Source organism: Mesorhizobium sp. P2_F7 (assembly GCF_056403695.1).
This window is the reverse complement of record NZ_JBFUFA010000002.1, coordinates 341,345-354,278: the sequence shown is the minus strand read 5'-3', so window position 1 is coordinate 354,278 and position 12,934 is coordinate 341,345. Positions and strand designations below refer to the sequence as shown.

Here is a 12,934-nt window from a genome sequence, read left to right as displayed (position 1 = left end):
GCGAAATCCTTCAGAAAGCTGGCACGACAACAATGCGAGCCGTTCTTGCCATCCTGACGCTGGTCTGGCTCTCCGCCTGCGCCAACCCGTGGACTAAGGTTCCGGAAGCCGAACTGCCTAAGCCGGTCCGCATCGCAATGGCTCGCCCGTCGCCTTTCGTCTTCGGCAATTACTGCGGCCCCGGCACCCGCACGGGTGACCTCTCGGCCCGCCCTGTCAATCGCCTCGACAGCGCCTGCCAGACCCATGACGCCTGCTACATCGCGCGCCATAATCATTGCGACTGCGACGGCGCTCTCGTCGCCTCGGCAAAGGCGATCCGCGACGACAGGACGGCGCCGAAAAAGATGCGCGGCGAGGCCGAGCTTTTGATCGCCACCTTCGCGCTTCCCGTCTGCAAGGTCTTTCCGCAAGGCTTCCTGCCGCCGCGCGACCCGGCCGAGCTGAAGACAATGAACAGGGCGACCGGATGAATCGCGCCATTTGCCTGGCGATCGCCGGGCTGGCGCTCGCAGCCCTCGCCGCCTGCGCCGGTCCGCTCAAACACAGCTGCGATTTTTTCCCCGGCGCGACGGATTGCGAGCGGCTGTCGCTATCGGCTGCCACGCCGGGGCCGCGGACCGCCGCCGCCCAGTTTTTCGGCGATGCCAGCACCAGCGACTACGAAAGTCAATTCCTGGCGCTGCTCGCCCACAGCCAGATCGGCGCCATCGACAGGGCGAACGGTACCGGTCCGTTCGGCCATGACCGCCATGCCATCGCCAACAGCGATTTCCAGGCCACCTATCGGACGCTGGAACGACTGGCAAAGCCGGTTGGCGCCGAACAGATGCCGGCGGCGAGCGGTACAGCTGGCGAGGGTCATTTCGACGGTCGCTGGCGGGTGTCGCGCCAGTCGCTCTATATCGACGCCGCCGCGCGGCCTTCCGCGCCAAAGACGTTCAGCTTTTCCGGCCTGCAGGCACGCTCGGTCGAGATCGTGCTGCGCCAGTCGGGCCGGCAGCCGGTCGAACTGGCGGGCGCCTGCGACGGCGCGCTGGCAATCCGCGCCGGCGGTGTTTCCCGCAGCGTGGAGACCGGCGCTGCCTTCCGGCTCCGCCTGTCGGCCGGGCAAACCGCTAGCCTGTTCCCAAGCGATGGTCTGAACCGCTGCGATCTCAAGCTCAGCTCCAGCCTGGCGGCGGCGGGAACGCAGCTCACTATCCTGCGCGAAGAGGTCGCCTATCCAGCGATTGCCGCGCTCGACAGCCGCTACGAACGCTGTCCGGTTCCCGATCCCTCCGGGCTGGAGGAACTCGACCGCACCTTTTATGCCGGCCGCTGGCTGTCGCAGACCTGCTCACTGCCGCTAGGGTCACCGCGCCTGTTGCGCAAATCGCGCGACGGCTTCAATGCCAAGGTCGAGGCGCTGCTCGGCGCGCCCCTGCCCGACAGCGCCTTCGACAAGGCTGATCCCGAACTGCCGCTCGATTTCTCGCGCGCGCCGAAACTCAAGCTGATCTATCTGTCGTCGCTGGAGTTCAAGGCCGACTTTTCCGGCCGCATCCTCGAACGGCTGATCCGCCACCACGCCGCCCTCGGCGCCAAGGTGCGCATCATGGTGACCGACGTGCTGGAGCGCGATAAGGACGACGCGCTGCTGCACCGGCTGGCCGCCGACTACCCCAATGTCGAGCTGCAGGAATATCGCTGGCGGGCCGACCATGGCGCGCTGATCGACGAGCAGCTTTCGCAGCTGCACAAGACCCACCACGTCAAGATGCTGGCGACGCTGGCCGAAAATCCCGCCCGCTCGCGCGTCATCATCGGCGGCCGCAACATCCATGACGGGTTCCTGTTCCACAAGCCGATCGACCTGTCGCGCTATCCGAACCTGGAGCAATACGGCAAGACCGACGGTCTCTCGCTGAACTACTATTCGAACTGGAGCGATTTCGACATCGAGTTCGCCGATCCGGCCACGGTCGAGACGCTTGCCGCGCATCTCTCGACCTTGTGGCTGCGCGACGCCGACACCAACATTATCAGGCCCTTCTCCATTCCGGTGCGCACGACGGCCGGCGTCCGTCAGGCACGGTGCGCCATTTCATCTCCGTGCCCTATGAGGACAACCACGCGCTGGAGACCTATTTCGTCGAGCTGATCGACACCGCAGAGCATCATATCGAGATCGTCAATCCCTACCTCAATCTGACCCCGAAGCTCAGCCTGGCCATAGAAAGAGCGCTGGGGCGCGGTGTCAGGATCGACATTGTCGGCCGCGTCGACCTCAAGGGCGATATTGGCGGCAAGTTGCTGACCGCGCTCAACAAGCTGTTCGTCGAGAAATATGGCGACCGCATCAACATCCGCGAGTTCAAGGCGCCCGATGTCGTGCTGCATTCCAAGATCATGATGATCGACGAAAGGCTGGTGACGATCTCGTCGGTCAACCTCAACAACCGCAGCTTCTTCCACGACCTGGAGAACGGCATGACGGTGCTCGACCCCGCCTTCTACGCCAGGATGCAGCCGGTCTATGACGACTATGTCGCCCATTCGAACCCGGTGTCGACCAAGGTGACGATACCCTGGGCCTACCGCTTGCTGTTCTCGAAGGGCTGGGTGAAGGAGGCGTTCTAGACCGGGGAAACGTCCGGCCTCTACGTCGAAGCTTTCAGTGAAAGAACGAGCGTCATCGGATTGTTGGGGGAGGCAGCAAACCCGTAATGTTCATAGAAGGCCTTCGCTTCTTTGGATATGGCGTGAACCAGAAGGCCCCGAATCCCGAGAATTGCCGCCGCCTGGGCCGCACGCAAGGCGGCATCTTGCAGGAGCGCGGCGCCAAGACCCTTGCCTTGCCAGCGGTGATCGACGGCGAGACGACCAAGCATCGCAACCGGTATTGGATCGGGCATATTGCGCCGGATGGATCCCGGCGCGTCGGCGAGATCTAGTCCGCCGGAGGAAAGGCAATAGTATCCGACAACACGCCCCTCCAGCGCCACAACATAGGTTCGGGACGCCCCGCTGACCTGATTGGCGCGCGCCCGTCGGCGAAGCCATTGATCGAGGCTGTCCGTACCACTTTGAAAGCGTTCGAGATCGTGCGCTTCAGTCAGCAATGTTGGCGCCGACAGCGTCATTTCTGCCAAGGCTTCGGAGCGTTCATCAGCCGGTCAAAGCCTTCCCCGCTTGGGGGGCGGTCCAGAATGGCCAGATAGTGCCGATAGCTGTCGGCGTCGACCTTGACGAGCGCCTGATCAAGCAAAGTGTCCTCTGCGGCGCGGTATGCCGCGTCGATCATGAAGTCCGAACGGGTCTTGCCGCGCAGCTTCGCAGCCCGGTCAATCAGATTGCGGATGTCTTCACGGATGCGCAGATTAACGGGCTTGGCGTGAGTCTCGGGGGTCTTTGTGGCCATGATGGGTTCCTCGTCTCACCATCCTAGCACAAGTGCATACACAATGTGTATCTTTTCGCTTGCCCGATCTCTACCGCAAATACCGCTCCGGCCCCAGTTCGCGCACATCGATGTCGGGCACTTTGCTGGAGATGATGTCGGACAGCACCTTGGCCGAGCCGCAGGCCATGGTCCAACCGAGCGTGCCGTGGCCGGTGTTGAGATAGAGGTTGGAGAACTCGGTGCGGCCGATCAGCGGTGGCCCGTCCGGCGTCATCGGCCGCAGCCCGCACCAGAAAGACGCCGCCTTGAGATCGCCGCCATCCGGGAACAGATCGCCGACCGAATGCTCGAGCGTGCGCCGGCGCGATTCGTGCAGCCTGAGATCGAAGCCCGAAATCTCCGCCGTGCCGCCGACGCGGATGCGGTCGCCGAGCCGGGTGATCGCCACCTTGTAGGTTTCGTCCATCACCGTCGATTCCGGTGCACCCGCGGCATTCTTGATCGGCACGGTGATCGAATAGCCCTTGACCGGATAGACCGGGATCGGACGCCTGAGCAGTCGCATGAAGCGCGCCGAGTAGCTGCCCAACGCCAGCACATAGGCGTCGGCCGCGCGCGAGCGCTGGTCGGTGCCGAAGCTGACGATGCGATTGCGGTTCTTGGTGAAGCGCCTGATCTGCGTGCCGTATTCGAACGTGACGCCGCGCGCCACGCACAGCTCGGCCAATCTGTCGGTGAACATCTTGCAGTCGCCGGTTTCGTCGCCGGGCAATCTCAGCCCACCGACAAATTTCTCCCTGACGCCGGCCAGCGCCGGCTCGGCGGCGACGCAGCCTTCGGGATCGAGCAACTCGTAGGGCACGCCGTATTTCTTCAGCACCTCGACATCGCCGCCGGTGCCGTCGAGCTGCTTTTGCGTGCGAAACAGCTGCAGCGTGCCTTTGGTGCGCTCGTCATAGGAGATTCCGGTCGCCTCGCGCAGCGCCTTCAGCGTGTCGCGGCTGTATTCGGCGAGCGGCACCATGCGCGCCTTGTTGATGGCGTAGCGATCGGCCGTGCAATTGCGCAGCATCTTGATGAGCCACGTCCACATATGCGGATCGAAGGCCGGCCGCACCACAAGCGGGCCATGCTTCATCAACAGCCATTTGATTGCTTTCAGCGGAATGCCGGGACCGGCCCAGGGCGAGGCATAGCCGGGCGACACCTCGCCGGCATTGGCGAAGCTGGTTTCCAGCGCCGGCCCCTTCTGGCGATCGAACACCGTGACCTCGTGGCCGGCCTCAGCGAGATAATAGGCGGTGGTGACCCCGATAACGCCGCCGCCCAACACGAAGATCTTCATCGCATCACTCTCCACGACGTCTGCCAGAGGCCGCCACGTCATGTCTGCCGGATTTTACAGCGTCCGCCAAGGGGGCGCGTCTAGAGCGTTTCGCCGTTTTGCGGAAACGGCGTACCGCTCTATCTCTTTGCTTTGATGCAATTCCCAAGGGAAAGCGCTACGCGCTTTTCCCGGGAAAACCGCTCACACTTTTCCTGGAATTGCTCTAGCCGTTGACATAGCGGCGGTGGAAGCGGGGGCCGAGGCTGGTCAGGATTTCATAGCCGATGGTGCCGGCATGGCCGGCGGCGTCATCGACGCTTTGTGAGGGACCCAGCAGTTCGACAAGGTCGCCTTCGAGCAGCCGGCCGGCCGGCAGCGCCGAAATGTCGAGGATGATCGAATCCATTGACACCCGGCCGACAAAGGGCAGCCTGACACCTTCGAACCAGGCGGCCGACGCGGCGCGCCGGTGCCAGCCATCGGCATAGCCGAGCGAGATCGTCGCCGCCCGCAACGGACCGCTGGTGCGAAACGCGTGGCCATAGCCGACGCCCGCCCCGCTTTCGAGGCTGCGCGTCTGCACGACCTTGGCCTGCAGCCGCACCACCGGCAGCATCGGGTTCGGTTCGCCCGGCATCGGGTTGATCCCGTAGAGCGCGGCTCCCGGGCGGGCGAGGTCGAAATGAAAGGCCGGCCCGAGGAAAATGCCGGAGGAATTGGCGAGCGAGGCGGGAGCCTCGGGCAGCATCTTGCGCAGCCGTTCGAAGACCAGCCATTGCCGCTCGTTGGCCGGATGCTCCGGCTCGTCGGCGCAAGCGAGATGACTCATGACGAAGGTAACGGCAATGCCGTTGAAGGCATGCGGATCAGCAGCAATCGCTTCCACTTCCGCACGTGCCATGCCGAGCCGCGACATGCCGCTGTCGACCTGGATCGCGGCCGGCAGCTTGCGTCCGGCTGCATGGGCGGCTTCACCCCAGGCTTTGAGCTGGCCAGCGCTATTGATGACGGGAACAAGGTCCGCCGCAACCGCTTCTGGTTCCGAACCGGGCGGCAGGCCGTTGAGGACATGCACCACTGGTTGGGGTCCGAGAGCCTTGCGCAGCGCCAGACCCTCGGCCAGAAGCGCGACGAAGAAGATCGTGCAGCCTTCGGCCGTCAGCGCCCGTGCGACCGACGCCGCGCCCAGACCATAACCGTCGGCCTTGACGACACCGGCGCACCGCACGCCGCCCAGTTGCGCCTTCAATCGCCGGTAGTTTTCCCTGATGGCGCCAAGGTCGATGGTTAGAATCGCGCCAGCCGCCGCTTCGCTGACCGGCTCGCCGGCAGTGTCGACAGGTTCGGGGAAAGACCCTTCGGCGGCGTTGCTCATGCCGGCCCCTTGTTGCATCAAACCATCAATAGGGCCGCCGCGCCGACGCGGCAACCATGGCCGCTGCACTCGCCGCCGGCGGCAGCTCTACGCCGCCAGATGCCGGAACGCTGCCACCACGTCTTCATAGACCTTGCGCTTGAACGGCACGATCAGGTCGGGCAGGTCCTGCATCGGCCGCCAGGCCCATTCATCGAATTCGGCGGTATGGCCGCCGGGTGGCGGATTGATCTGGATCTCGCTGGTCTCGCCGTGAAAGCGGTAGGCGAACCACTTCTGCGTCTGGCCGCGATAACGTCCCTTGAAGGCGATGCCGACGAGATCGGGCGGCAGATCGTAATTGATCCAGTGCGGCGCTTCCGCCAGCAGTGTGACCGAGCGCATGCCGGTCTCTTCGTAGAGCTCGCGCCCAGCCGCCTGCAGCGGCTCCTCGCCCTTGTCGATGCCGCCTTGCGGCATCTGCCAGAGCTGCTTTGTGCCGGCGAATTCGCTGTCCGGTTCGGCGATGCGATGGCCGACCCAGACCAGCCCGTCGCCGTTGAGGATCATCAGTCCGACGCAGGGGCGATAGGGCAGCGTTTCGGGATCGATCTTTTTAGCCATCTGTCAGGTCCAGCCGTTTTCCAGAGTTCGCGCCGGTGCGGCAGATAGCGCTAATTCTTTTGCGGGTCGATGGCCACGGCCGAGATCGGCACGATTTCGATGCCGCGCTTCTTCGCCTCCGCGATCCAGGAGGTGAGGGTATCGACGGTGAGATCGAAGGCCGAGCCGATGCCGACGGCGGAACCTTTGGCGCGCGCGGTGGCTTCCAGCGCATCGAGCTTTTTCAGGATGGCGCCGCGATCCTGCACGGCATCGATCGCCATATCGCCGGCGACAAACGGCACGCCGTCCTTCAGGGCCAGGTCCGGCGCCAGGCTGCGCGCCGACGAGCCGTCATCGATATAGGCAAGGCCGCGCTTGCCGAGTTCAGCCATGAACGGTCCCATTGCGGTGGCGTCGGCGGAGAAGCGCGCTCCCATGTAGTTCATGACGCCGGTATAGTTGGTGGTCCGCGACAGCGCCCAGCGCAGGCTCTTCAGGTTCTCGTCAGGGCTTGCCGCCACCGTCAGCGTGTTGCGGCCGGGATTGACGTTGGGGTAGTCGAACGGTTCGAGCGGCACCTGCATGACAACCTCATGCCCGCTCTGCCTTGCCGCCTGCATCCAGCGGCCGATGCTGTTGCCTTGCGGGGCGAAGGCCAAGGTAACTTCCGCCGGCAGCTTGGCGATCGCCGCCTGCGTGCCGGTCTGCGACACTGCAAGCCCACCGATGACGATTGCCACGCGGGCGCCGCGTGAGCCTGACCACGGCCTGGCATAAACATCGAAAGGCCGCCGGCCGTCAGCGGCGCGGACCGGCAGCGGGCCGGTGTCGCTGGCCTCGATCAGCGCCTTGTCGGGAATATGCGCGACCTTCAGATTCTGACCGATCGTCGACGGGTCCTGGATGACGATGGCTGCATTTGGTGGGCCGTCGCCCTCCTGGGTCTGCACATGAATGATCTGCGGCCCGGCTGCCTTGGGCGGCGTTTCCGGCTTCGGCGCCGCGGGCGCGGGAGTTGGCGCCGCCGCGGCAGGCTCCGCTGCCGCCGTCACCTTCGGCGTCGAGACCACCACCTGTTCGAGCTTGCGAAACGGCTTTTCGCGCAGCGCGATCGCGCCGGAGATGCCGAGCGCGGCCAGCACGACCAGTGTCGTCGCGACAGCACGGGCGCTCAACCCGCGCGACGCAGCGCGCGGCCGGACGGTCTGTCCGAGCGGGCGTTCTATGTCTTTGCCGATGTCAGCCAAGCCGCATCCCCGGGCGCATGATCCGCGAAACCTTCGCCATGCGCAGATCCAAACTGACGGCGCGTCCCCGGCGCCTTTTGGGGGCACGTCGTCCACCCGCCCCCCCCGAATCAAACTGCCGGAACCTCGCGGTCCCGGCAGCATTGCATTGCTTCGATCGGGCAGCCAGAGCCGCCGGTCGACTTACTGGTTGAGCACGGCCTTCTCCGGATTCGGCGGGAACGCCGGATCGGTCTTCTGGCCACGCAGCAGCTGTTCGGCGTAGATGAGCTGCAGATCATCCTTCGGATCCGGTGGCACATAGGCTGCCGAGCCCGAACCGGTATCGCTCTCGTCGGCGCCCTTGATGTGGCCCTTGAGGTCCGATTCGCCGCGGGTCAGGTCCCTACCCTGCAGTTCGGGCGGCAGCGGCTGGTCGACCTTGATATCGGGCGTAATGCCCTTGCCCTGGATCGACTTGCCGGACGGCGTGTAATAGAGCGCCGTCGTCAGGCGCAGCGCGCCATTCTCGCCAAGCGGGATGATGGTCTGCACCGAGCCCTTGCCGAAGGACTGCGTGCCGACCACCGTGGCGCGGCGCAGGTCCTGCAGCGCGCCGGCAACGATTTCCGAAGCACTGGCCGAACCGCCATTGACCAGCACGATCAGCGGCTTGGCGCCGATGTCGTCGCCCGCCTTGGCGTCGAAGCGGGTGACATCCTTCGGGTCGCGGCCGCGGGTCGAGACGATCTCGCCACGGTCGAGGAAGGCGTCGGACACGCTCACCGCCTGGTCGAGCAGGCCGCCCGGGTTGAGGCGCAGATCGAGCACATAGCCCTTGAGCTTGTCGTTGGGCACCTGCTTCTTGATGGTGTCGATGGCGTTCTCGAGGTCGTCATAGGTCTTTTCGGTGAAGGAGGTGATCTTCATGTAGCCGATGTCGTTCTCGACCCGAAACTTGACCGCCTTGACCTTGATGATGTCGCGCACGACGGTCAGTTCGATCGGCTTGTCGGCGCCCTGGCGCAGGATGGTGAGCTTGATCGGCGTGTTGACCAGGCCGCGCATCTTCTCGACCGCGTCGTTCAGCGTCAGGCCGCGAACCTCTTCGCCGTCGATCTTGGCGATATAGTCGCCGGCCAGCACGCCTGCCTTGGCGGCCGGGGTGTCGTCGATCGGCGTGATCACCTTGACCAGGTCGTTCTCCATGGTGACCTCGATGCCGAGGCCGCCGAACTCACCCTTGGTCTGCACGCGCATGTCCTGCGCCTGCTCGGCATTCATGTAGGAGGAGTGCGGATCGAGCGAGGCAAGCATGCCGTTGATGGCGTTTTCGACCAGCGACTTGTCGTCCGGCGGCGTCACATACTGCGCCCGCACGCGCTCGAAGATATCGCCGAAGATTGCCAGTTGCTTGTAGGTTTCGGAGCCTGCAGCGTTCGCCGTCGAGCCGGGCGCGCCATAGACCAGGCTCATCGCTGACGCGCCCATCAGCGCACCGGCAATAAGAAGCGACAGTTTCCGCATCATTTCACGTCCTTCCAGAGAAGCGGTCCGCCCACCATGGGGTCGGATCGACGGGTTTTCCATCCTTGCGGAACTCGACGTAGAGTTCCGGCGTGGCATTTTCATTCTTCGAGGCCGAGGTGCTTGCCACCCGGGCCTCTCCCATCGCGCCGACCGGCTCTCCTGCGAGCACCGACTGGCCAGACGCGACGCTGATTCTGCTCATCCCCGCCAGGACGACATGATAGCCGTCTCCCGCATTGAGGATCAAGAGTTGACCATAGGAGCGAAAAGGCCCCGCATAAAGCACATTTCCATCCGCCGGTGCCGTGACGATGGCTCCCGATTGTGTCGCAACCATGTCGCCAAGCATCACCGCGCCGTTACCGTCATCGGCCCCGAAACGGCGCTTGATCTTGCCGGTGACCGGCAGCGAAACCTGACCCTGAAGCGCCGAAAACGGCGCCGAGGCGGTGAGGCGGTTGCCTTCCGGCACCGGCAAAGAGGCGAGCTCGGTCGACGCGGTTGTGTCCGCGTCCGGCTTGTCGCCGTCGGCCGCCTTCTGCTCGCCGGCCTTGGCCGCATCCGCCGCCTTGCGGCTCTTGTCGGCCTCGAGCGAAGCGATCAGCTCCTTCAGGCTGCCGGCCTTGGCCGCAAGCGCCTGGGATCGCTGCTTTTCCGCCACCATCGCGGTCCAGGTGTCCGCCTCGAGCTTCTGCTTGGCCTCGAGCAGCATGGAGAGGCGTTTCTTCTCGGCCGTCTGCTCGCCGACCGCCGCCGTCAGCCGGGTCCGCTCGGCCTCGATCGAGGCCGTCACCCGTGTCTGTTCCTTGAGATCGGCAAGCAATTTGTCGGTCTGCTGGCGCAGTTCCGGCACCACGGCGCCGAGCAGGATGGCGCTGCGCACCGACGACAGCGCGTCTTCCGGCTTGACCAGGATCGCCGGCGGCGGATTGAGCCCCATGCGCTGCAACGCGCCCAGCACCTCGGCCAGCACGTCGCGCCGCGCCGCCAGCGAGACGCGGATCTTCTGCTCCTCGCCCTTCAGCCCTTCGAGCCTGGCGCCGATATCCTCGATATCCTGGCCGAGCTTCTGCTCGGTCATCGCCGACTGGATCAGCGCCGCGGTAATCGAGGCATGGTCCTTCTTGACCGCCGCAATGTCTGCGGCGAGCTTGGCCAGCCGTTCGGATGACAGCGTGATCTCGGCCGAAATCTTTTCATATTCAGCCCGGCTCTGATCGGGGTCGGGCGCCACGTCGAGCGTGTTTTCGGCCCGCGCAAGCCCAAGCGACAGCAAAATCACCGCTGCAGCGATGCCGTAGCGCGCGCCCCCGAAGCCCGTTCCTGATGTCTTGCTGTCAGCCATTGAAGCCCGACTCTATGCGTGGCTTCGTTAACGAACCATCAACCATGATCGAAACCGAAGCCTAGCACAAAACAGCCGCGTATTGAGGCGGAAATCCGTACGATTGACCTCAACCCACTGCTTTAAGAACGATGATAGGGATGTCCCGAGAGAATCGTCGCCGCCCGGTAAAGCTGCTCGCCCAGCATGACGCGCACCAACTGATGTGGCCAGGTCGCCGCACCGAACGACAGCACCAGATCGGCCTGGTCGCGAACCGATTGGTCGTTCCCGTCGGCGCCGCCAATGGCGATCACGAGCGCTTTGCGGCCGCCGTCGCGCAACTGGCCGATGCGGCTGGCTAGATCGTCCGAGGTCAGGTTCTTGCCGCGTTCGTCGAGCAGAAACAGCGCCGTGCCCGGCTGTAGCTGCGCCTGCAGCTTCTGGCCTTCCTCGCGGCGACGCTCATTGGCGTTCTGGGAGCGGCCTTCGGCGATCTCAGAAATACCGGAGAATTCGAGCCCGATCGCCGGGCCGCTTTTGCCGAAACGCTCGAAATAGCGGTCGGCCAACTCTCTCTCGGGGCCGGTCTTCATCCGGCCCACGGCATGAACTGATATCTTCATCCGTGCCTCGCCGAGCTTTCAGCCCATGTCGCACCCACGACGGTTACGACATGAGACGGAGCTCAGTGCAAGGTCTCTTCCTCGAGATCCGGCGCCTGCCACATCTTTTCAAGATTGTAGAATTCGCGGACTTCGGGGCGGAAGACATGGACGATGATATCGCCCGAATCGATCAGGACCCAGTCGGCGCCGGACAATCCCTCGACGCGCGCCATGCCGAGACCGGCATCCTTGAGCGCCTTGAGGAGATGGTCGGCGACAGCCGAGACATGACGGTGCGATCGGCCCGATGCGACAACCATGTAGTCGCCGAGGCTCGATTTCCCCTGAATGTCGATTGAGACAATATTTTCGGCCTTGGAGTCTTCCAGACTGGCAAGGACTGTCTTGATGGCGCGGGATACGGCGTCGTCTACGCTGATCCTGGCCGGCGAAGGCACGATGTCGGCCTTCTTCCGCAGTGCTGTTCTCAGTGTATTTCCTTTCGCAGCAAGAACAACCAAATCACCCATGAAATCAGGTGACACCCCATAGATAGGCAGAGTTCCGTTGCAGTTTCAAGACGCAGGCTCTGCGAGCGCGAACGTAGCGCCAACGTTCCGGTTCCGCCGGGCTTCAAAAAAATCGGAACCGATGGCGTCCGCCACGGTTATCGACACGTTATCGCCCCATCCCCCAAACCGGATTTTCCTGATGCCTATCGACCCCCAGAACACGCTTCTCACCGTGCAGGCCGGGCTTGCGCAACTCAGCACGCTGATCGTTTCCTATTCCTTTTCCGCCATCGGCGCCGTCATCCTGCTGGTCGTCGGCTACATCGTGGCCGGCCTCGCCGAACGCGCAATCTTTAGCGGGCTCGGCCATATCCATGGCTTCGACGCGACGCTGCGGCATTTCTTTTCGAAGATCGTCCGCTACGCCATCCTGATTCTGGTCGTCATCATGGTGCTCGGCCAGTTCGGCGTGCAGACGGCCTCGATCATCGCCGCCATCGGCGCGATCGGCCTCGCCATCGGCCTGGCGCTGCAAGGCACGCTGCAGAACATCGCCGCCGGCATCATGCTTCTGGCGCTCAGGCCATTCCGCATCGGCGAATATGTCGAGGTCGGCGCCATTGCCGGAACCATCGAGGAAATCGGCCTGTTCGCCACCAAGCTGCGCACGACGGACGGCGTCTACGTGCTGGCGCCCAATTCGACGCTGTGGAACCAGCCGGTGCGCAATTTCACCCGCAACGGCGTGCGTCGCACCGACATCACGCTGACCATCGGCTCGTGGAACGACATCGACCTAGCGCAAAAAACGATGCTGGGCGTTGCCGCTGGCGAGCGCCGCATCAAACGTGAGCCGGCGCCGATCGCCTTCGTCGCCACCGTCGGCGACGCCACCGTCGCCATCACCTTGCGCTACTGGACGTCGGCGGCGGAGTTCTTTGCCACCCAGATCGATCTCACCAAGCGCGTCAAGCAAGCCTTCGACGCAGAGGCCATCTCGGTCCCGGCGCCGCCACCGGAAGCGCGGCAGGAGGCTGCCGCCACGAGGCAGTAGGTCTCGAT

General features: G+C 64.2%; 14 protein-coding genes. 4 read left to right on the top strand and 10 right to left on the bottom strand.

What is annotated here, in order from left to right; translation table 11 throughout:
• Positions 1 to 32 precede the first annotated feature (32 nt).
• From AC1DZ8_RS07005 to AC1DZ8_RS06995, 3 genes are read left to right on the top strand one after another with little or no spacing between them, the layout of a single operon-like run.
• Positions 33 to 473 carry a hypothetical protein gene (locus tag AC1DZ8_RS07005; protein WP_477309989.1) on the top strand — a complete coding sequence of 147 codons (441 nt, stop codon included), beginning with the start codon at positions 33 to 35 and terminating at the stop codon, positions 471 to 473.
• Positions 470 to 2,143: a phospholipase D-like domain-containing protein gene (locus tag AC1DZ8_RS07000; protein ID WP_477400582.1), complete on the top strand. Its 1,674-nt coding sequence runs from the start codon at positions 470 to 472 to the stop codon at positions 2,141 to 2,143. Before AC1DZ8_RS07005 ends, AC1DZ8_RS07000 begins: the two co-directional genes overlap by 4 nt.
• The gene (locus AC1DZ8_RS06995) at positions 2,077 to 2,622 is read left to right on the top strand and encodes a phospholipase D-like domain-containing protein (RefSeq protein WP_477309987.1); all 546 of its coding nucleotides are present in this window, start codon (positions 2,077 to 2,079) and stop codon (positions 2,620 to 2,622) included. Before AC1DZ8_RS07000 ends, AC1DZ8_RS06995 begins: the two co-directional genes overlap by 67 nt.
• Before the next feature lie 20 nt (positions 2,623 to 2,642).
• On the opposite strand, the gene AC1DZ8_RS06990 is transcribed toward AC1DZ8_RS06995, so the two are convergent.
• The 10 genes from AC1DZ8_RS06990 to rsfS all read right to left on the bottom strand — a co-directional run bounded on the left by AC1DZ8_RS06990 (position 2,643) and on the right by rsfS (position 11,818).
• Positions 2,643 to 3,125 (bottom strand): GNAT family N-acetyltransferase, encoded by a 483-nt coding sequence (locus tag AC1DZ8_RS06990; RefSeq protein WP_477309986.1) that lies wholly within the window; start codon positions 3,123 to 3,125, stop codon positions 2,643 to 2,645.
• Positions 3,122 to 3,403, bottom strand: coding sequence for a type II toxin-antitoxin system TacA family antitoxin (locus AC1DZ8_RS06985; RefSeq protein ID WP_477309985.1), 282 nt, complete (start codon positions 3,401 to 3,403; stop codon positions 3,122 to 3,124). The genes AC1DZ8_RS06990 and AC1DZ8_RS06985 overlap by 4 nt, the downstream gene beginning before the upstream one ends.
• A gap of 70 nt (positions 3,404 to 3,473) precedes the next feature.
• Positions 3,474 to 4,730, bottom strand: a complete 1,257-nt coding sequence (locus AC1DZ8_RS06980) for a D-amino acid dehydrogenase (protein WP_477309984.1) — start codon at positions 4,728 to 4,730, stop codon at positions 3,474 to 3,476.
• 205 nt (positions 4,731 to 4,935) lie between these two features.
• Positions 4,936 to 6,087, bottom strand: a complete 1,152-nt coding sequence (gene alr, locus AC1DZ8_RS06975) for an alanine racemase (protein WP_477309983.1) — start codon at positions 6,085 to 6,087, stop codon at positions 4,936 to 4,938.
• Between the two features lie 87 nt (positions 6,088 to 6,174).
• On the bottom strand, positions 6,175 to 6,690 hold the full coding sequence (locus AC1DZ8_RS06970) for an RNA pyrophosphohydrolase (RefSeq protein ID WP_477400579.1): 516 nt from the start codon (positions 6,688 to 6,690) through the stop codon (positions 6,175 to 6,177).
• Positions 6,691 to 6,740: 50 nt separating this feature from the next.
• Complete coding sequence (locus AC1DZ8_RS06965; protein WP_477309981.1) at positions 6,741 to 7,919, bottom strand: divergent polysaccharide deacetylase family protein; 1,179 nt, start codon at positions 7,917 to 7,919, stop codon at positions 6,741 to 6,743.
• A 183-nt stretch (positions 7,920 to 8,102) separates the two neighbouring features.
• Positions 8,103 to 9,428, bottom strand: a complete 1,326-nt coding sequence (locus AC1DZ8_RS06960) for a S41 family peptidase (protein WP_192252503.1) — start codon at positions 9,426 to 9,428, stop codon at positions 8,103 to 8,105.
• Between the two features lies 1 nt (position 9,429).
• Positions 9,430 to 10,773, bottom strand: a complete 1,344-nt coding sequence (locus AC1DZ8_RS06955) for a murein hydrolase activator EnvC family protein (protein WP_477309980.1) — start codon at positions 10,771 to 10,773, stop codon at positions 9,430 to 9,432.
• Positions 10,774 to 10,895: 122 nt separating this feature from the next.
• Positions 10,896 to 11,378 (bottom strand): 23S rRNA (pseudouridine(1915)-N(3))-methyltransferase RlmH, encoded by a 483-nt coding sequence (rlmH, locus tag AC1DZ8_RS06950; protein WP_477309979.1) that lies wholly within the window; start codon positions 11,376 to 11,378, stop codon positions 10,896 to 10,898.
• A 62-nt stretch (positions 11,379 to 11,440) separates the two neighbouring features.
• A complete protein-coding gene (gene rsfS / locus AC1DZ8_RS06945; RefSeq protein ID WP_112559829.1) occupies positions 11,441 to 11,818 on the bottom strand; it encodes a ribosome silencing factor in 378 nt (125 codons plus the stop codon).
• A 253-nt stretch (positions 11,819 to 12,071) separates the two neighbouring features.
• Between rsfS and AC1DZ8_RS06940 the strand changes: the two genes are divergently transcribed.
• Entirely contained in the window at positions 12,072 to 12,926 is an 855-nt protein-coding gene (locus AC1DZ8_RS06940) for a mechanosensitive ion channel family protein (RefSeq protein WP_477309978.1), read from the top strand.
• The last annotated feature ends 8 nt before the right edge of the window (positions 12,927 to 12,934 follow it).